Annotated in this window: 16 protein-coding genes and 1 tRNA gene; 5 read left to right on the top strand and 12 right to left on the bottom strand. The window is 73.2% G+C overall.

The features are described from left to right. Window positions 1–23: 23 nt before the first annotated feature. Window positions 24–836 (top strand): trans-aconitate 2-methyltransferase, encoded by an 813-nt coding sequence (locus ACZ4K2_RS07935; RefSeq protein ID WP_467470659.1) that lies wholly within the window; start codon window positions 24–26, stop codon window positions 834–836. Between the two features lie 11 nt (window positions 837–847). Here the strand turns inward: ACZ4K2_RS07935 and ACZ4K2_RS07930 are convergent, their stop codons facing one another. Together ACZ4K2_RS07930 and ACZ4K2_RS07925 are read right to left on the bottom strand one after the other, a co-directional pair. Next, complete coding sequence (locus ACZ4K2_RS07930) at window positions 848–1,522, bottom strand: TetR/AcrR family transcriptional regulator (protein ID WP_467470657.1); 675 nt, start codon at window positions 1,520–1,522, stop codon at window positions 848–850. Next, on the bottom strand, window positions 1,519–2,526 hold the full coding sequence (locus tag ACZ4K2_RS07925; RefSeq protein WP_467470656.1) for an acyl-CoA desaturase: 1,008 nt from the start codon (window positions 2,524–2,526) through the stop codon (window positions 1,519–1,521). Before ACZ4K2_RS07925 ends, ACZ4K2_RS07930 begins: the two co-directional genes overlap by 4 nt. A 301-nt stretch (window positions 2,527–2,827) precedes the next feature. On the opposite strand from ACZ4K2_RS07925, the gene ppc reads away from it, so the two are divergent. Beyond that, window positions 2,828–5,548, top strand: coding sequence for a phosphoenolpyruvate carboxylase (gene ppc, locus ACZ4K2_RS07920; RefSeq protein WP_467470654.1), 2,721 nt, complete (start codon window positions 2,828–2,830; stop codon window positions 5,546–5,548). Between the two features lie 90 nt (window positions 5,549–5,638). Here ppc and ACZ4K2_RS07915 read toward each other — a convergent pair whose 3' ends face one another. The 7 genes from ACZ4K2_RS07915 to ACZ4K2_RS07885 form a co-directional block, all read right to left on the bottom strand. Then, entirely contained in the window at window positions 5,639–6,145 is a 507-nt protein-coding gene (locus ACZ4K2_RS07915) for a hypothetical protein (RefSeq protein WP_467470652.1), read from the bottom strand. 51 nt (window positions 6,146–6,196) lie between these two features. Then, window positions 6,197–6,799 carry an aminoacyl-tRNA hydrolase gene (gene pth, locus ACZ4K2_RS07910; protein WP_467470651.1) on the bottom strand — a complete coding sequence of 201 codons (603 nt, stop codon included), beginning with the start codon at window positions 6,797–6,799 and terminating at the stop codon, window positions 6,197–6,199. A 90-nt stretch (window positions 6,800–6,889) separates the two neighbouring features. Further along, window positions 6,890–7,483: a 50S ribosomal protein L25/general stress protein Ctc gene (locus ACZ4K2_RS07905; protein ID WP_467470649.1), complete on the bottom strand. Its 594-nt coding sequence runs from the start codon at window positions 7,481–7,483 to the stop codon at window positions 6,890–6,892. 206 nt (window positions 7,484–7,689) lie between these two features. Then, complete coding sequence (locus tag ACZ4K2_RS07900) at window positions 7,690–8,670, bottom strand: ribose-phosphate diphosphokinase (protein ID WP_467470647.1); 981 nt, start codon at window positions 8,668–8,670, stop codon at window positions 7,690–7,692. A 153-nt stretch (window positions 8,671–8,823) separates the two neighbouring features. Beyond that, entirely contained in the window at window positions 8,824–10,272 is a 1,449-nt protein-coding gene (gene glmU, locus ACZ4K2_RS07895) for a bifunctional UDP-N-acetylglucosamine diphosphorylase/glucosamine-1-phosphate N-acetyltransferase GlmU (protein ID WP_467470645.1), read from the bottom strand. A 122-nt stretch (window positions 10,273–10,394) separates the two neighbouring features. Beyond that, window positions 10,395–10,470 (bottom strand) — tRNA-Gln (locus ACZ4K2_RS07890). Window positions 10,471–10,484: 14 nt separating this feature from the next. Next, window positions 10,485–11,345: a terminase gpP N-terminus-related DNA-binding protein gene (locus tag ACZ4K2_RS07885; protein WP_467470643.1), complete on the bottom strand. Its 861-nt coding sequence runs from the start codon at window positions 11,343–11,345 to the stop codon at window positions 10,485–10,487. A 166-nt stretch (window positions 11,346–11,511) separates the two neighbouring features. Here ACZ4K2_RS07885 and ACZ4K2_RS07880 point away from each other — a divergent pair, with 166 nt between their 5' ends. Beyond that, window positions 11,512–12,825: a sensor histidine kinase gene (locus ACZ4K2_RS07880; protein ID WP_467470641.1), complete on the top strand. Its 1,314-nt coding sequence runs from the start codon at window positions 11,512–11,514 to the stop codon at window positions 12,823–12,825. Between the two features lie 49 nt (window positions 12,826–12,874). Here ACZ4K2_RS07880 and ACZ4K2_RS07875 read toward each other — a convergent pair whose 3' ends face one another. Further along, window positions 12,875–13,405 carry an SUKH-3 domain-containing protein gene (locus tag ACZ4K2_RS07875; protein WP_467470639.1) on the bottom strand — a complete coding sequence of 177 codons (531 nt, stop codon included), beginning with the start codon at window positions 13,403–13,405 and terminating at the stop codon, window positions 12,875–12,877. 62 nt (window positions 13,406–13,467) lie between these two features. Further along, window positions 13,468–13,983 (bottom strand): YwqJ-related putative deaminase, encoded by a 516-nt coding sequence (locus ACZ4K2_RS07870; RefSeq protein ID WP_467470637.1) that lies wholly within the window; start codon window positions 13,981–13,983, stop codon window positions 13,468–13,470. A 307-nt stretch (window positions 13,984–14,290) separates the two neighbouring features. Between ACZ4K2_RS07870 and ACZ4K2_RS07865 the strand changes: the two genes are divergently transcribed. Next, entirely contained in the window at window positions 14,291–15,331 is a 1,041-nt protein-coding gene (locus ACZ4K2_RS07865) for an SMI1/KNR4 family protein (RefSeq protein ID WP_467470635.1), read from the top strand. An 18-nt stretch (window positions 15,332–15,349) separates the two neighbouring features. On the opposite strand, the gene ACZ4K2_RS07860 is transcribed toward ACZ4K2_RS07865, so the two are convergent. Beyond that, a complete protein-coding gene (locus ACZ4K2_RS07860; protein ID WP_467471263.1) occupies window positions 15,350–15,706 on the bottom strand; it encodes a hypothetical protein in 357 nt (118 codons plus the stop codon). A gap of 1 nt (window position 15,707) precedes the next feature. On the opposite strand from ACZ4K2_RS07860, the gene ACZ4K2_RS07855 reads away from it, so the two are divergent. Continuing rightward, complete coding sequence (locus ACZ4K2_RS07855; RefSeq protein ID WP_467471240.1) at window positions 15,708–18,362, top strand: SUKH-4 family immunity protein; 2,655 nt, start codon at window positions 15,708–15,710, stop codon at window positions 18,360–18,362. Window positions 18,363–18,631 lie beyond the last annotated feature (269 nt).

Genomic DNA, 18,631 nt, shown 5'->3' with positions numbered 1-18,631 from the left:
AATGTGGCGGGACAGTGGGAGCCATGACGCAGCCCCTCTGGGACCCCGCCCAGTACCTCCGTCACGCCGGCCACCGGGCCCGCCCCCTCGCCGACCTCCTCGCGCGGATCCAGGACCCGCCGGCCGACCGGCCCCGCGTCGCCGACCTCGGCTGCGGCCCCGGCAACGCCACCACCCTGCTCGCCGACCGCTGGCCCACCGCCCGCATCACCGGGTACGACAACTCCCCCGAGATGCTCGACAGGGCCCACACCGAGCACGAGGGACCCACCGCAGGCGGCGGCCGCCTGGACTTCGCCCACGCCGACCTGCGCACCTGGACACCCGCCGAGCCGTACGACGTGATCGTCTCCAACGCCACCCTCCAGTGGGTGCCGGGCCACACCGACCGGTTCGGCGACTGGACCGCCGCCCTGACCCCCGGCGGCACCTTCGCCTTCCAGGTCCCCGACAACACCGACGCGCCCCTGCACGCCCTGATGCGCGACCTCGCCGCCGGCCCCCGCTGGCGCGGCCGCCTCGCCGGCGTCCTGCGCGCCCCCGACTCCGTCCCCGCCCCCGGCGCCTACCTGGACCGCCTCACCCGCCTCGGCTGCGCGGCCGACGTCTGGCGGACCACGTACTTCCACGTCCTGCCGGGCGAGGACCCCGTCCTCGACTGGGTGAAGGGCACCGGACTCCGGCCCGCCCTGACCGCCCTCGCCGACGACCCCGAGGCCCGCGACGCCTTCCTCACCGAGTACCGGGACCTGCTGCGCACCGCCTACCCCGGCACCCCCTACGGCACCGTCCTGCCGTTCCGCCGCCTCTTCGCCGTCGCCCGCACGGGACGGTGAACCGGGCCGGTTCAGTTCTTGCGGTGCCCGATCAGCCGCGGCTTCGGCTCCAGCCCGTCCAGGCCGTGCCACGCCAGGTTCACCAGGTGCGCCGCCACCTCCGCCTTCTTCGGGCGGCGCACGTCCAGCCACCACTGCCCGGTCAGCGCGACCATCCCGACCAGCGCCTGCGCGTACAGCGGGGCGAGCTTCGGATCGAAGCCCCGGCTCTTGAACTCACGGCCCAGGATGTCCTCCACCTGGGTGGCGATGTCCGAGATCAGCGAGGCGAACGACCCCGTGGACTGCGGGATGGGGGAGTCCCGCACCAGGATCCGGAAACCGTCCGTGTACTCCTCGATGTAGTCCAGCAGCGCGAACGCGGCCTGCTCGCACAGCTCCCGCGGATGCCCGGCCGTCAGCGAGCCGGTCACCATCTCCAGCAGGCGCCGCATCTCGCGGTCCACCACCACCGCGTACAGCCCCTCCTTGCCGCCGAAGTGCTCGTACACCACCGGCTTGGACACCCCGGCCTTCGCCGCGATCTCCTCCACCGACGTGCCCTCGAAGCCCTTCGCCGCGAACAGGGTGCGACCGATCTCCAGCAACTGCTGGCGGCGCTCGACGCCGGTCATGCGGGTCCGGCGGGCCCGCCGCGGTTTGTCGTTGCTGGAGGTGCTGGAGTCGGTCGCCACGGCGTCAATCATGCCGCCTCGGCTGTTTCCCTCCGGCGCCGGGAGCCGCCTTCCCCGGTGTCACGCCGCGAATCGATACGCGAGCGTGACGGCCAGCGCACGTCGTACGCCCAGCCGAGCAGCTCGAACCAGCGGATGAACCGGGCCGACGAGTCGATCTGGCCGCGCATCACCCCGTGCCGCGCCGAGGTCGGATCGGCGTGGTGCAGGTTGTGCCACGACTCGCCGCAGGACAGCACCGCCAGCCACCACACGTTGCCCGAACGGTCCCGCGACCGGAACGGCCGCTTGCCCACCGCATGGCAGATCGAGTTGATCGACCACGTCACGTGGTGCAGCAGGGCCACCCGGACGAGGGACCCCCAGAAGAAGGCCGTGCACGCACCCCACCACGACATCGTCACCAGACCGCCGATCAGCGCCGGCAGCGCCAGCGACAGGACCGTCCACAGGACGAACTGGCGGGAGATCGCCCGGATCGCCGAATCCTTGATCAGATCCGGCGCGTACTTGTCCTGCGGGGTCTGCTCCTCGTCGAACATCCAGCCGATGTGCGCCCACCACAGGCCCTTCATCAGCGCCGGGAGCGTCTCGCCGAACCGCCACGGCGAGTGCGGGTCGCCCTCCGCGTCGGAGAACTTGTGGTGCCTGCGGTGATCGGCGACCCACCGCACCAGCGGGCCCTCCACCGCCATCGACCCCATGACCGCCAGCGCGATCCGCAGGGGCCGCTTCGCCTTGAACGAACCATGCGTGAAGTACCGGTGGAAACCGATCGTGATGCCGTGACAGCCCAGGAAGTAGAAGAACACCAGCAGGCCCAGATCGAGCCAGCTCACCCCCCGGCCCCAGGCCAGCGGAACGGCCGCCACCAGCGCCACGAACGGCACGATGATGAACAGGAGCAGTGCCATCTGCTCGATCGAACGCTTCTGCTCGCCGCCCAGCGTGGCGGAGGGTGCGGAGTCGTCCGCGGCCTTACGGGGTTCTTCGATCGCATCGGAACTTGAGGTCATGCGCGTCCCCTGTGGGGTCGAGGGTCGAGACAGATGCCGGGCCGCCGGGACCGGACGGCACTCGACGATACTTCCCTACGGTCCCGTAACCTACGGCGTCGTAAGTATGGCAGCGTGTCACACGGCCACAAGAGCCCCAGACCCTGCGCGTCCACATCGCCACCTATCCTTGGACTCGGTCGGACAGCGCGGTCCGCTGAAGTTTCTCCCCGGACGCTCCGGCCCGCATGCGGCGCCCGCCGAGCGGCAGCCGGCCGGGTTCCCCTCCAGACGAGCTTCAACACTGCAAGGAGCCGCACCTGTGAGCAGTGCCGACGACCAGACCACCACGACCAGCAGCGAGCTGCGCGCCGACATCCGCCGGCTGGGTGATCTCCTCGGCGAGACCCTCGTCCGGCAGGAGGGCCCCGAACTCCTCGAACTGGTCGAGAAGGTCCGCCGCCTCACCCGCGAGGACGGCGAAGCCGCCGCCGAGCTGCTGCGCGGCACCGAACTGGAGACCGCGGCCAAGCTGGTCCGCGCCTTCTCCACCTACTTCCACCTCGCCAACATCACCGAGCAGGTGCACCGCGGCCGCGAGCTGCGCGCCCGGCGCGCGGCCGAGGGCGGCCTCCTCGCCCGCACCGCCGACCGGCTCAAGGACGCCGACCCCGAGCACCTCGGGCAGGCCGTCCGCCACCTGAACGTCCGCCCGGTGTTCACCGCCCACCCCACCGAGGCCGCGCGCCGCTCCGTCCTCAACAAGCTCCGGCGCGTCGCCGCGCTCCTGGACACCCCCGTCCTCGACTCCGACCGCCGCCGCCACGACACCCGCCTCGCCGAGAACATCGACCTCGTCTGGCAGACCGACGAACTGCGCGTCGTACGCCCCGAACCCGCCGACGAGGCCCGCAACGCCATCTACTACCTCGACGAACTGCACGCCGACGCCGTCGGCGACGTCCTGGAGGACCTCACCGCCGAACTGGAGCGCGTCGGCGTCCGGCTCCCCGACGAGACCCGCCCCCTCACCTTCGGCACCTGGATCGGCGGCGACCGCGACGGCAACCCCAACGTCACCCCCCAGGTCACCTGGGACGTCCTCATCCTCCAGCACGAACACGGCATCAACGACGCCCTGCAGATGATCGACGAGCTGCGCGGCCTGCTCTCCAACTCCATCCGCTACACCGGGGCCACCGAGGAACTCCTCGACTCCCTCAAGGCCGACCTCGAACTCCTCCCCGAGATCAGCCCCCGCTACAAGCGACTCAACGCCGAGGAGCCCTACCGGCTCAAGGCCACCTGCATCCGGCAGAAGCTGGAGAACACCAAGCAGCGCCTCGCCAAGGGCACCGCGCACGAGGAGGGCCGCGACTACCTCGGCACCGCCGAGCTGCTGGCCGACCTGCGGATCGTCCAGACCTCCCTGCGCGCCCACCGCGGCGGCCTGTTCGCCGACGGCCGCATCGCCCGCACCATCCGCACCCTCGCCGCCTTCGGCCTCCAGCTCGCCACCATGGACGTCCGCGAACACGCCGACGCCCACCATCACGCCCTCGGCCAGCTCTTCGACCGGCTCGGCGAGGAGTCCTGGCGCTACGCCGACATGCCCCGCGAGTACCGCGCCAAGCTCCTCGCCAAGGAACTGCGCTCCCGCAGGCCGCTCGCCCCCACCCCGGCACCCGTCGACGCCGCCGGCGCCAAGACCCTCGGCGTCTTCCAGACCGTCAAGAAGGCCCTGGAGGTCTTCGGCCCCGAGGTCATCGAGTCCTACATCATCTCCATGTGCCAGGGCGCCGACGACGTCTTCGCCGCCGCCGTCCTCGCCCGCGAGGCCGGCCTGCTCGACCTGCACGCCGGCTGGGCCAGGATCGGCATCGTCCCCCTCCTGGAGACCACCGACGAACTCAAGGCCGCCGACACCATCCTGGAGGACATGCTCTCCGACCCGTCCTACCGGCGCCTGGTCGCGCTGCGCGGTGACGTCCAGGAGGTCATGCTCGGCTACTCCGACTCCTCCAAGTTCGGCGGCATCACCACCAGCCAGTGGGAGATCCACCGCGCCCAGCGCCGGCTGCGCGACGTCGCCCACCGCTACGGCGTACGCCTGCGCCTCTTCCACGGCCGCGGCGGCACCGTCGGCCGCGGCGGCGGCCCCTCCCACGACGCCATCCTCGCCCAGCCCTGGGGCACCCTGGAGGGCGAGATCAAGGTCACCGAACAGGGCGAGGTCATCTCCGACAAGTACCTCATCCCCTCCCTCGCCCGGGAGAACCTGGAACTGACCGTCGCCGCCACCCTCCAGGCGTCCGCCCTGCACACCGCCCCCCGCCAGTCCCACGAGGCCCTCGCCCGCTGGGACGCCGCCATGGACGTCGTCTCCGACGCCGCCCACGCCGCCTACCGCCGGCTCGTCGAGGACCCCGACCTGCCGACGTACTTCCTCGCCTCCACGCCCGTCGACCAGCTCGCCGAGCTGCACCTCGGCTCGCGGCCCTCCCGCCGCCCCGGCTCGGGCGTCTCGCTCGACGGCCTGCGCGCCATCCCGTGGGTGTTCGGCTGGACCCAGTCCCGGCAGATCGTGCCCGGCTGGTTCGGCGTCGGCTCCGGCCTCAAGGCGCTGCGGGAGACCGGCCTGGACACCGTGCTCGGCGAGATGCACGAACAGTGGCACTTCTTCCGCAACTTCATCTCCAACGTCGAGATGACCCTCGCCAAGACCGACCTGCGCATCGCCCAGCACTACGTCGACACCCTCGTCCCCGACGAGCTCAAGCACGTCTTCGACACCATCAGGGCCGAGCACGAGCTGACCGTCCGCGAGGTCCTCCGGATCACCGGCGAACAGGAACTCCTCGACGCCCAGCCCGCCCTCAAGCAGACCTTCGCCATCCGCGACGCCTACCTGGACCCGATCTCCTACCTCCAGGTCGCCCTGCTCAAGCGGCAGCGCGACGCCGCCGAACCCGACCCGCTGCTCTCCCGCGCCCTGCTCCTCACCGTCAACGGCGTGGCCGCCGGCCTGCGCAACACCGGCTGACCCGCGCCCCGCGCACGAAGGTGCCCCCGGAGTCGTCACGACCCCGGGGGCACCCCCGTCTTCCGCACCTTCTCCGAAACTCCGGCCCGGCTACCGCGACGCCACGAACGCCGCCGTCAGCAGCCCCGCCCCGGCCGGCCCCAGCACCCACGCCGGCCGGACCAGCCGCATCCCGCCCGCCACCACCACCGACGCCAGCAGCAGCGCACCGCCCAGCGGCACCCAGGCCAGCAGGACCCCCGCCGGCCCGGACCGCACCGCGTCCCCGGTACCCGGCTTGAGCACCACGTCGTACGTGCTCCCCACGCGCACCGCGACGGACCCCTCGACCTCCACCCGCGCACGCGGGCGCGCCCCCGCCGACCCGGGCGTGAACGGACCGGCGCACACATCCCCGGCGCACTCCGTCACCCGGACCGTGCCCCGCTCACGCCCCTTGGTCAGCATCACGTGCTGCGCGGTCCCCCAGGAACCCCACACCCCGGCGAACAGGATCAGCGCGGCGAGCGCACCCATCATCGTGACCCGCCCGAACCGCACCGCGGACACGGACGCCTGACGAGCGGTACTGGCTGTGGCAGGCATGGCCGGGATCATTGGCCATATCCCTACGGCCGGTCAACTCCGGGGGCGGCCAGACCGGACAAGTCAGGAGTTGTACGCGCTCTGCGCCCGCTCCAGCCCCTCGGTCACCAGACACTCCACCGCGTCCGCCGCACGGTCCACGAAGTAGTCCAGCTCCTTGCGCTCGGCCGACGAGAAGTCCCTCAGCACGAAGTCCGCGACCTGCATCCGCCCCGGCGGCCGGCCGATCCCGAACCGCACCCGGTGGTAGTCCGGCCCCATCGCCTTCGTCATCGACTTCAGGCCGTTGTGCCCGTTGTCACCGCCGCCCAGCTTCAGCCGCAGCGTGCCGTGGTCGATGTCCAGCTCGTCGTGGACCGCCACGACGTTCGCCAACGGCACCTTGTAGAAATCCCTCAGCGCGTTCACCGGACCGCCGGACAGGTTCATGTACGACATCGGCTTCGCCAGCACCACCCGGCGGCCGGCCGGCCCGGCCGGACCGATCCGGCCCTCCAGCACCTGCGCCTGCGCCTTGCCCGCCCGCTTGAACTTCCCCCCGATCCGCTCCGCGAGCAGGTCGGCCACCATGAAGCCGACATTGTGCCGGTTCATGGCGTACTCCGGACCGGGATTGCCGAGCCCGACGATCAGCCAGGGGCCGCTGGCGGGAGTGGTCACGTCCATGTCTCCTTGATACGCGCCAGCCGCTGCCCCCGGCAGGGAACAGCGGCTGACGAAATGACGGCTACGAGGTCCAAGACCCCGAAGGCGGGATCAGGCCTCGGCGGCCTCTTCGCCCTCGGTGCCCTCGCCCTCGGTCTCCTCGGCCTGCGCCTGCAGCACCTGCAGCACCACCGCGTCCGCGTCCACGGCCAGCGAGACGCCCTTCGGCAGCGAGATGTCCTTGGCGTAGACGGAGGCACCGGCCTCCAGGCCCTCCACGGACACCGTCACGGCCTCGGGGATGTGCGTGGCCTCGGTCTCGACCGGCAGCGCGGGCAGGACGTGCTCCAGCAGGTTGCCGCCCGGGGCCAGCTCGCCCTCGGTGTGCACCGGAATCTCGACCGTGACCTTCTCGCCCCGCTTGACCAGCAGCAGGTCGACGTGCTCCAGGAAGCCCTTCAGCGGGTCGCGCTGCACCGACTTCGGGATCGCCAGCTCGCCGCCCTTGCCGTCGACGTCCAGCGAGATCAGGACGTTCGGCGTACGCAGCGCCAGCAGCAGCTCGTGACCCGGCAGGGTCAGGTGCACCGGCTCGGTGCCGTGACCGTAGAGAACGACCGGCACCTTGTTCTCGCGGCGGATGCGACGGGCCGCACCCTTGCCGAACTCGGTACGGGACTCGGCGGCGAGCTTCACCTCGGACATGGGGATCACTCCTCGTGGAAATCAGGAACGGACGTGGTCACCCGGCCACGAACGGCCTGCTACGAAGAGCGCGTCGATAACGGATCACCGCGTCCGCGGGAACGGACACGGCCTCCCTCGCCGAGCAACTGGAACAGTCTACTCGGCAAGGGAGGCCGCACCCAAAACGATCGACGGCTAACGCCGGCGACGACCGGGCAGAAACCTCACTGCTCGTCGAAGAGGCTGGTCACCGAGCCGTCCTGGAACACCTCACGCACCGCGCTCGCGATCGTCGGAGCGATCGACAGCACCTTGATCTTGTCCATGTCCGCCGCCAGCTCACCCGGCGTCGGCAGCGTGTTCGTGAACACGAACTCGCTCACCCGCGAGTTCTTCAGCCGGTCCGCCGCCGGACCCGACAGCACACCGTGCGTCGCCGTCACGATCACGTCCTCGGCACCGTGCGCGAACAGCGCGTCGGCGGCCGCACAGATCGTCCCACCGGTGTCGATCATGTCGTCCACCAGCACGCACACGCGGCCCTCGACCTCACCCACGACCTCGTGGACGGTCACCTGGTTCGCCACGTCCTTGTCCCGGCGCTTGTGCACGATCGCCAGCGGCGCACCGAGCCGGTCGCACCACCGGTCCGCCACCCGCACCCGGCCCGCGTCCGGCGACACCACCGTCAGCTTCGACCGGTCCACCTTCCCGCCCACGTAGTCCGCCAGCAGCGGCAGCGCGAACAGGTGGTCCACCGGACCGTCGAAGAAGCCCTGGATCTGGTCCGTGTGCAGATCCACCGTCAGGATCCGGTCCGCACCCGCCGTCTTCATCAGGTCCGCGATCAGACGCGCCGAGATCGGTTCACGGCCACGGTGCTTCTTGTCCTGCCGCGCGTAACCGTAGAACGGCACGATCACCGTGATGGAGCGGGCCGACGCGCGCTTCAGCGCGTCGATCATGATCAGCTGCTCCATGATCCACTTGTTGATCGGAGCCGTGTGGCTCTGGATCAGGAAGCAGTCCGCACCGCGAGCCGACTCCTGGTAACGCACATAGATCTCACCGTTCGCGAAGTCGAAGGCCTTCGTCGGGACGACCCCGACACCCAGCTGCTGGGCGACCTCCTCGGCAAGCTCGGGGTGGGCGCGGCCGGAGAAGAACATCAACTTCTTCTCGCCGGTCGTCTTGATCCCGGTCACAGCACTGTCTCCTCAGAGGTTGTCTCAGCCAGCCGGCTGCTCGGCGACCTCTCGGCTGGGCATGAGAGGCCGAATCAGCTGGTAAGGGTGCGGGCGCACACGTGCGGATGTGCACTTATCACGGTACGCCGTGTTTGGCGCACCCGTTTCCGGTCAGTCCTCGTTCCCGCCCTGCCCGGACGCCGCCTCGGCAGCCTTCGCCGCCGCGCTCCCCGGACGCTTCCGGGCCACCCAGCCCTCGATATTCCGCTGCTGGCCACGGGCCACGGCCAGCGAACCGGGCGGCACGTCCTTCGTGATCACGGACCCCGCGGCGGTATAGGCACCGTCCCCCACCGTGACAGGAGCCACAAACATGTTGTCCGAACCGGTCCGGCAATGCGACCCCACCGTCGTGTGGTGCTTGTCCTGACCGTCGTAGTTCACGAACACGCTCGCCGCACCGATGTTCGTGTACTCACCGATCGTCGCGTCCCCCACGTACGACAGGTGGGGCACCTTCGTCCCCTCCCCGATCGACGCGTTCTTCGTCTCCACGTACGTCCCGATCTTGCCCTTGGCACCCAGCCGGGTCCCCGGACGCAGGTAAGCGAACGGTCCCACACCCGCCCCCGCGCCCACCACGGCACCGTCGGACACGGTGTTGTCCACCCGCGCCCCCGCGCCCACCACGGTGTCCTTCAGCCGGCTGTTCGGACCCACCTCGGCGCCCTCGCCGAGCCGCGTCGCACCGGTGAGCAGCGTGTTCGGGTGCACGACGGCGTCCCGCTCGAAGGTCACCGTCACGTCCACCCAGGTCGACGCCGGGTCCACGACGGTCACCCCGTCCAGCATCGCCCGCGTCAGCAGCCGGTCGTTCAGGATGCGCCGCGCCTGCGAGAGCTGCACCCGGTTGTTGATCCCGGCGATCTCCCGGTGGTCGGCGGCCACCGAGGCCCCCACCCGGTGCCCGGCCTCCCGCAGGATCCCGAGCACGTCCGTGAGGTACTCCTCACCCTGGCTGTTGTCCGTCCGCACCTTCTTCAGCGCGTCCGCCAGCAACTGCCCGTCGAAGGCGAACACCCCGCTGTTGATCTCCCGGATCGACCGCTGGGCGTCCGTGGCGTCCTTGTGCTCCACGATCGCGGTGACGGCGCCCGTCGCGTCGTCCCGCACGATCCGGCCGTACCCGGTCGCGTCCGGCACCTCGGCGGTGAGCACCGTCACGGCGTTGCCGTCGGCCTGGTGCGTCCCGGCGAGGCGCGCGAGGGTGTCGGCGGTCAGCAGCGGGGTGTCCCCGCAGACGACGACCACGGTGCCGTCCACGGCCCCGCCCAGCTCCTCCAGCCCCATGCGCACGGCGTGCCCGGTGCCGTTCTGCTCGGCCTGCACGGCCGTCCGCACACCGGGGTCGATCTCGGTCAGGTGCGCGGTGACCTGCTCACGGGCGTGGCCCACGACCACGACCAGGTGCGCGGGGTCCAACTCACGGGCGGCGGCCAGCACGTGACCGACCAGGGAACGGCCGCAGATGTCGTGCAGGACCTTCGGTGTGGCCGACTTCATACGGGTGCCCTCACCCGCTGCGAGAACGACGACGGCGGCCGGGCGGATGGCGCTCACGGGGTTGCCCTTCGGCTTCGATGGTGGGGGTGACAGCCGCAGGATACCGGGGGGACTTCCCGGGGATATGAGTGCGGGCCCTGACACCGTGGTCAGGGCCCGAACGTAGGTCGTGTGTGCTGTGGCTCCCCCGCAAGGATTCGAACCTTGTCCTGCTGGTACCAAAAACCAGTGTGCTGCCAGTTACACCACGGGGGACAGCGCCTCAGACCTTACCCGAGACGTGCCTTCGCCTCAGCCACGATTCCCTCCCACCAGCCCTCGATCCGGTTGTAGAGGTGGGCACTTCCGGCCACCGCGATCACGAGGCAGCCGTGGTAGTCCTCCCCGGTGTTCTTGCGGACCGTTTTGGGGTTGTGCCGCTTGAGCGTCGGCCTGGCGAACGCCGACACGTCCACGCCGGCGATCCCCGCCCAGTGGCGGTGGGCCGCCTCGACGTCCGCCGACTCGTGGATGAGCAGCCGGAAGGCCAGGCGCTCGCGTTCCACGCCGAGCAGGTCCAGCCAGGCGAGGTAGGTCCGGATCACCCCGGGGTCGCTGTTCACGAACACCGCCCGCTCGCGGCGGTCGTAGGGCTTGCTCTTGGCCCCTTCCGCCCAGTAGAGCGCGACGCCCGCCAGGAGCAGTTCCCGGTCCGAGAGGTCGCCGACCTCCCGCAGCGCGGCCGCCCTGGTCTCCACGCGCTTCTCCTCGTCCGCCGCGCGGCGCCTCGCCAGACCCGCCCGCATGAGGGCTCGCTGCTCCTCGGGCGTGTAGCGCCGCTCCGGGCGCGGCAGGTCCCGTACCCACAGGGAGACCGAGCTGCGGGAGCAGCCCAGTTCCGCCTCGATGCGGTCGTAGGTCCAGCCCTGGAGCCGCAGCTCCCGGGCCCGGGCCCGCAGGTCGTCCCTGGCTCGTGGGCGCCTGGTCCATTCGGGTGGCGGTTCGCCCTGCACGAGGCGGTGGAGGAGGTCGTTGTTGAAGACCTTCAGCTCGTCCCGGATCTGCCGGAGGCTGTGGCCGGCGCGGCGCAGGGCGACCGCCCGGTCGCGGAGGGCGGCGAAGTCGGCGCGGGGGCCGTGTGGGTGTCCCATGGCCATACCGTCCGGCCGGAACCGGTGCTTCCGGTGTCGAACGGGAAGGGTTCACCAGTTCGAGGGACGGGGGGCGGTTCCGAGGTCGTCCGGTTACGGAGTGTGGTGTGTGGAGGTCGGTGAAACTCACCGGAAACGCCCCGCCGGCCGCCCGTAGGCTGGAGGCATGACCACGACGGGGGAAGACCAGGCCAGGGCCTTGACCGGGCCCTGGTGGTGGGCGAGGTGGCGCAGCGCCCTGCTCGACGGGGGCCTCGCGGTGCTGTCCGCCGCGGAGTGCGCGGCGGAGGGGGTGCCGTTCGCCCGGGACGCCGGGATCCCGGTGTCCGTGGGGGTGCTGTTCGGGCTGCTCGCCGGATCGGTGCTGCTGGTGCGCCGGAAGTGGCCGGTCGCCGTGGTGCTGGTGGCGATCGCGATCACGCCGGCCGAGATGGGCTTCGTGATGGGGGTCGTCGGGCTGTACACGCTGTCCGCGTGCGAGCTGCCGCGGCGGGTGATCGGGGCGCTGGCGGGGATGTCGTCGCTGGGCACGGCGGTGGTGACGTTCGTGCGGGTGAGCCAGGACATGGCGCGCGGCGACCTGACACTGGGTGACTGGTTCGTGCCGTTCGCCGCGGTGACGACGTCGCTGGGGCTGACGGCTCCGCCGGTGCTGCTGGGGCTGTACGTGGGGGCGCGGCGGCGGCTGATGGAGAGTCTGCGGGAGCGGGCGGATTCGCTGGAGCGGGAGTTGCAGTTGCTCGCGGAGCGGGCGGAGGAGCGGGCCGAGTGGGCGCGCAACGAGGAGCGGACGCGGATCGCGCGGGAGATGCACGACGTGGTCGCGCACCGGGTGAGTCTGATGGTGGTGCACGCGGCGGCGTTGCAGGTGGTGGCGCGGAAGGACCCGGAGAAGGCGGTGCGGAACGCCGCGCTGGTGGGGGACATGGGCCGGCAGGCGCTGACGGAGCTGCGGGAGATGCTCGGTGTGCTGCGGGCGGGGGAGGGTGCGGGCCGGCGTGCGGCGGAGGTGCCGCTCGCGGCGGTCGGTGAGGCGGCCGCGGTGGCGGCGTCGAGGGTGGCCGTGGCGGAGGGGGCGGTGGAGGGGCCGTGTCTGTCGGAGCTGGAGGAGCTGATCGGGCAGTCGTCCGCCGCGGGGATGGTGGTGGACCTGTCGGTGGAGGGGGAGGTGCGGGCGTACGCGGGGGAGATCGAGCAGACGGCGTACCGGGTGGTGCAGGAGGCGTTGACGAACGTGCACAAGCACGCGGCGGGCGCGAAGACGTACGTGCGGTTGGCGCACCGGGTGTCGGAGATCGCGATGCAGGTGGAGAACGAGCCGCCGCCGGAGCCGGCGTCGGCGTCGGCGGCGGGGCTGCCGTCGGGTGGCAACGGCCTGGTGGGGATGCGGGAGCGGGTCGTGGCGCTGGGCGGTGTGTTCGTGTCGGGGCCCACGGACGCGGGGGGTTTCCGGGTGTCGGCGGTGATCCCGGCGGTGTAGGCGGGGGGTGCCCTTGTTCCGGCGGGGGGCCGGTGTCCGCGGCCGGGGGTCAGCCGGCGGTGAGGCGGACCGGTGGTATGCCGGTGGCGAGGGCGGTCAGGGCGTGGTCGGTGTCGGGGCCGAGGTACCAGTCGCCGGTGTGGTCGATGCTGTAGACGCGGCCCTCGGCGTCGATGGCGAGGAGGGCGGCGGTGTCGGTCTCCTCGCCGAGGGGGCACAGTTCGGTGCCGAGGGCGCGGCCGAGGTCGCCGAGGGTGCGGGCGAGGTGGAGGCCGTGCAGGGGGTCGAGGTGGAGGGTGGCGGGGGCGATCTGGCGGCCGGTTCCGCCGGGGGTGATGCGCAGGCCGCCGAATTCGGCCCAGGCTTCGACGGCGGCGGGGAACACGGTGTGCCGGTGTCCGGCGGGTGAGGTGTGTGCGCGCAGGGTGTCGGCCCAGATCTCGGCCTGCTTTATGTCCCAGCGTCCGGGCTGCCAGCCGGCGGCGCGCAGGGCGGTGTCGACGGGTGCGGGGAAGCGGGACGGGGCTGTCCCCGGCCGGGTGCGGCCGGGGTGGGGTGAGGGGGTGCGGTCGGTGTGCATCTGCCCTTCGTTCGTCGTGCGCGTGCGGGTGAGTGGCGTGGTGGTGCCCGTGGCGGCCGAGGTCAGCCGCCGGTGGCGGCGGTGTCGACGACGCGTACGCCGAAGTGGGCGCTGAGGGCGGCGCAGGCGCGGCAGGGGGTGGCGAAGCTGCCGTGGAGGGGGTCGCCGTCCTCGCGTATGCGGCGGGCGGTGAGTTTGGCGTGTTTGAGGGCTTTGCGGGCTTCGCCGTTGGTCATGGGCCGGCGGGCGGCGCGTTTGCTGCGGGCGGCGTCGGCGGTGGTGATGTGCCGGGAGATGAGGAGGGTCTCGGCGCAGCGGCCGGTGGAGCGGTCGCGTTGGGCGCTGGCGAGGCTGTCGAGGAAGTCCCGGACGAGGGGGTGCAGGGCGGGGGGCTGGTCGCCGCGGGCGGCGGTGCCGGTGAGGGTGGCGCCGCGGACGGAGAGGGCGGCGGCGACGGTGGGCAGGATGCCGTCGCGCCGGTGCCGCAGGGCGGGTGCGGGGGGTGTGTCGGTGCCGCTCCAGTCGATGCGAGGGTCGCCGGCCCGCACGTCGGCACCTCCGGTCTGCACGGTGTTCATGGTCGTTTTTCCTCCCCGGGCGTCCCCCAGAGGACACAGGGTGCCAAATGCCGTGGCGGGTGGGGAAGCTGGGGCGCCGCGACACGCCCGTTCCGGGCATGTCGTGACGGTGGGGTGACGGGGGGTCACGGCGGTGGGCCGCGGGGTCGCGGCCGGCGGGGCGGGCGCCGGGTGGCGTGGTGGCGGGGGGTGCGGGTGGCGCGGGCGCGGTGGCCGGTGACCGGGGTGCGCGTACCGCATAGGCTGTCGGCGTCCGCGATCGACACCGCCGTTCAGGCCAGAGAAGATGCCGCAGGGGGCAACCGCCATGACGACAGGTGGGCTCGGGCTGGGGGCGCCGCCCAGCCGCCAGGCCGGGGGGCGAGGAGTGCCGCCGAACGCGGCGTACGCCGGGCAGGTCGTGCACTTCCCGGATCCGGTGCGGGCGGCGCGTCACCCCAGGGGGGTACGGGTCGACGACCGCGGTCTGCCGGATTTCTCGCCGTACGCGCGCGTGGCGGTGGAGATCGCCGAGCCGCCGGCGGGGTTCGGGGTCGACGAACTGCGGCTGACGGACTACGTGTCGGCGAACGCGGCGCTGGCGGCGTCGGGGCACGAGTGGTGGGACACGCTGCCGGACGTGGCGACGCCGCACGGCTGGACGTGGCACCACGTGGCGGGTACGCGGCGGCTCGAACTGGTCCCGGTCGAGGTGAAGGCGCTGCTGCGGCACCACGGCGGGCTGGCGACGACGGTGGTGGACCACGCCAAGCGCGGGACGCGGCCGTTGCAGGAGTCGCGGCCGGCGCACTTCGGGCTGCCGAAGTCGGGTGTGGCGGTGACGGAGGCTCAGGTGCAGGGGGTCGAGGAGGACCTCGGCTACCGGCTGCCCGGTGCCTACCGTTCGTTCCTGAAGGCGGCGGGCGGTTGCGCGCCGGTCGGCACGGCGCTCGACGCCGAGCTGGGGCTGCTGGTGGACCAGCCGTTCTTCACGGTGCGGGACGAGGCCGCGGTCAACGACCTGGTGTACGTGAACAAGTGTCTGCGGGACCACCTGACGAAGGACTACCTCGGGGTGGGTTTCGTGCAGGGCGGGCTGCTCGCGGTGAAGGTGAAGGGCGAGCGGGTCGGCACGGTGTGGTTCTGCGCGTACGACGATGTGCGGGACGTGGATCCGTCGTGGTCGCCGGCGGAGCGGGTGGAGCGCCTGCTGCTGCCGTGCGGTGCGGATTTCGACGCCTTCCTGTCCCAGCTGGCGGGCAGTCCGCCGGAGTTGGAGACGGTGGCCGATCTGATGGTCGACGGTGGGTTCGCCCGGGTCGTCCCGGTGTCTTCCGGTCCGGCGCCGTCCGGTCCGGCGGGGGAGTGAGCTGCGAGCGATGGTGACCTACGCGCAGGCGCAGGAGCGCGCCGAGGAGTGGATCAACGCCGACGTGCCCGCGTACCAGCACCGTGAGGTGCGGGTGCGGGAGTTCGAGCTGGGGTTCGTGGTGTGGGGCGAGGACCGGGCGGAGGGCCCGCGGTCGGACGCGGGCGGGCAGCGGCTCGTCATCGCGCGGGACAGCGGGGAGGCCACGCTGTGGCCGGCCCTGCCGGTGGGTGAGGTGATCCGCCGGTACGAGGAGCGGTACGGCGGTGCCGGGGAGCCGCGGGACGCGGTGCCGGCGCCCGCCGCCCGGGTGGACCTCAACCAGACGTCGTTCCTGCTGACGCCGCCGGAGTGGTTGCAGGATGCCGCGGACAAGCTGGGGATCGGTGACCGGCGGCCGGAGCGTACGCCGGACGCGGCGAGCGCGGGTGCGGAACCGGTGCCGGGTGGTGCGGCCGTCGCGGACGGGGGCGCCGCCGGTGCCGCCGCCCCGGGTACGGGCGGGCCGGCCGGGTCGCGGGCCGGGGCTCCGGCGGGAGCGGACGGCGGGACGCGCGGTGGTGCCGGGGCGCCCGGGGCCGGTGGGGCGCCGGGGGCGCCCGCTCCGGCGGACGTGCCCGCCGGTGCCACACCTTGGGCCGGTACGGACACGAACGCGGAGGCCGGTGAGGACGACCGGTCCGTGCCGCTGCCCGCGACGGTGTTCGCGCCGCCGCTGGGCGGCCCGGAGGACGCGCGCCCGCCGGCGGCCGCGCCGGACGCGCCGACGGCGCTGATGGCGGGCGGCAGCCGGCTCCCGCCGACGGCGGTCGCCCCGGCCCTCGACGCCTCGGCCGTACCGGGCGGCGTGCCCGCGCCTCCCGGTACCGCGCGGCCATCGGGCGCGCCCGGAACTCCCGGCGAGCCGGGCGCCGGTCAGGGCGGTACGCCGACGCCGCCTCCGGGTGTGCCGGGTGCGGGTCAGGGTGGTTCGCCGACGCCGCCTCCGGGTGTGCCGGGTGCGGGTCGGGGTGGTTCGCCGACGCCTCCGCCGCCTTCGGGCGCGCCGGTGTACGCGTATCCGCCTCCGCCGGCGGCTCCGGGCGGTACTCCGGCGCCGCACGCGGCCGTGCCCGCGCCGCCGACGGTTCCGGGCGTGCCGGGTGCTGGTCGGGGTGGTACGCCCACGCCGCCTCCGGGTGTGCCGGGTGCGGGTCGGGGTGGTTCGCCGACGCCTCCGCCGCCTTCGGGCGCGCCGGTGTACGGGTACCCGCTCCCGCCGGCGGTCCCCGGGGGCACCCCGGCTCCCGGTGCCGCGCAGGGCGGCCCGCCGCAGCCTTCGTCGCCCGGTCCCGCGTCGTACGGGCATCCGCAGGGGCCGGGCGGTGCGCCGGCCGGGCCGCAGACCCCGGCGGGACCGGGTGCGTCCGCGCGCCCGCTCGCGCCGAACGCCGGGGACATCGCGGACGCGGCGACCAGCAAGGCGGCGCCGCCGCCGAAGAAGGCGCGCGGTGGCGCGGGTGCGCCTCCGCCGCCGGGCGCCCCCGGCGCTCCGGGCAGCCGTCCGGGAGCCGCGCCGCCCCCGCCCGCGGGCGGTTACGTGCCGACGCGGTTGGTGTCGGCGCTCGGCCCCGAGGGCCCCGGGGCACCGGGCGGTCCGGGCGCCCCCGCCGCGCCGGGTGCTCCGGGTGCTCCGGCCGGGGGCGGTGGGCACCACGCGGCCACGGTGCTGGCCGCCCCGAGCCCGCTGGGCGGGGCCGCCCCGCAGCCTCCGGGCGTACCCCATGCTCCGGGTGCTCCGGGCAAGCCCTCCGCGGCCGGCGGCCCGCAGCCGCCGTCCGCTCCCGGGTCCCCCGGTGCCCCGGGCGGGGCGCGCGGTGCCGTGCACCACGCCGAGACCGTGCTGGCCGCTCCGCCGGTGGCCGGTCCGGGCGCGCCCCCGCCGCCCGCGCCCGGCGCCCCCGGCATGCCCCCGGGCGTGCCGGGTGCCCCGCCGCCGGTGCCGCCCGGCGCGATGCCCCCGCCGGGCGCGCCGTCGCCGGGGCAGGCTCCGGCGTACGGGTATCCGCAGCCGGGGCAGCCGACGGTCGGCCCGGGCTACCAGGCCGTGCTGCGCTACCGCGCGCAGGACGGCTCCGAGCAGCAGCTGATCCGGCGTTCGGCGCCGGGCACGCCGCACCCGGAGTGGCAGATCTTCCACGAGCTGCGGGGGCTGAACGTCCCGCCGGACCAGGTGCTGGAGCTGCACACGGAGCTGGAGTCGTGCGAGCTGCCGGGTGCGTACTGCGCGCGGATGATCCGGGAGCAGTGGCCGCAGGCGCGGATCGCGAGCATCGCGCCCTACGGCACGGACCACGCGAGCCGGCAGCAGGGCATGCGTCAGTTGCTGGCCCACCAGGGGGAGTTGCACCAGGTGGCGGACGGTCCCGCGCGGCCGGCGCCGGTGCGGGCGCCGCTGCCGCCGGTGCAGCCGGCTCCGCCGGTGCCGCCGGAGGCGATCGGGCACGAGATGGCCGCCGCGTTCGGGCCGGGGGTGTTCCGGTTCGAGCAGCAGGCGGTGTCCCGGCAGGGTGTGCCCCCGATCGTGGCGCACACGCTGGTGGTGGCCGGACTGCCGCTGGACATGGGCCCGTTCTTCTGGGCGCAGGCGCAGCCGGGCCGTCCGGTGCCGACGCTGGCGGAGCTGGCGGCCGAGCGCGGGGTGCAGCCGGCGGCGGACGCGGGCTCGTACCTCGTCATGGGCACCGACTTCGGCAAGGCGGTCTGCGTGCAGTACGGGACGGCGCACATCGTGGCCGTGCCGGTGGAGGCGGGGCCGGGCGGTGCGTCGGTGCCGCCGCAGTTCGTGAACAGCGGGCTGCCGGAGTTCGCGCGGTGCCTGGCGCTGCTGGGACGGATGTGGCGGCTGCGGTACGGGCTGAACCAGGAGCAGGCGGGCCGCTGGACCGTCGACTTCCAGGCGCAGCTCGCCGCGCTGGACCCGGCGGCGCTCGGTTCGCCGGAGAACTGGTGGGCGGTGCTGCTGGAGCAGATGTGGGACGGTCTGCTGTAGCGCACGCCCGTGCGCGCCGCCGCGGGCGGCCGTGACCCACCCCGGGCCCTCCACGCACGCGCGTGGAGGGCCCGGTGCGTTGGGGGCGGTCCGCCGTCCGGGGGGCCGCGGTCACTCTCGCGAGGGAGCGCGTTCCGGGGGGCGCGCGTCCGCCGCGCCGGTCCCGAACTGGGACGTTCCGGCCGTGACCCGGATGCGGAGTGTCGTGTGGGGAACCGCCGAGTCCGATCCATCAAGATATGCGCGAAATCATTATGTCGTGTATGTCT

The sequence above is a fragment of the Streptomyces sp. NPDC025833 genome (genome assembly GCF_055558055.1).
Note: the sequence above shows the minus strand (reverse complement) of the source record. Positions and strands in the feature narration are given on the sequence as shown.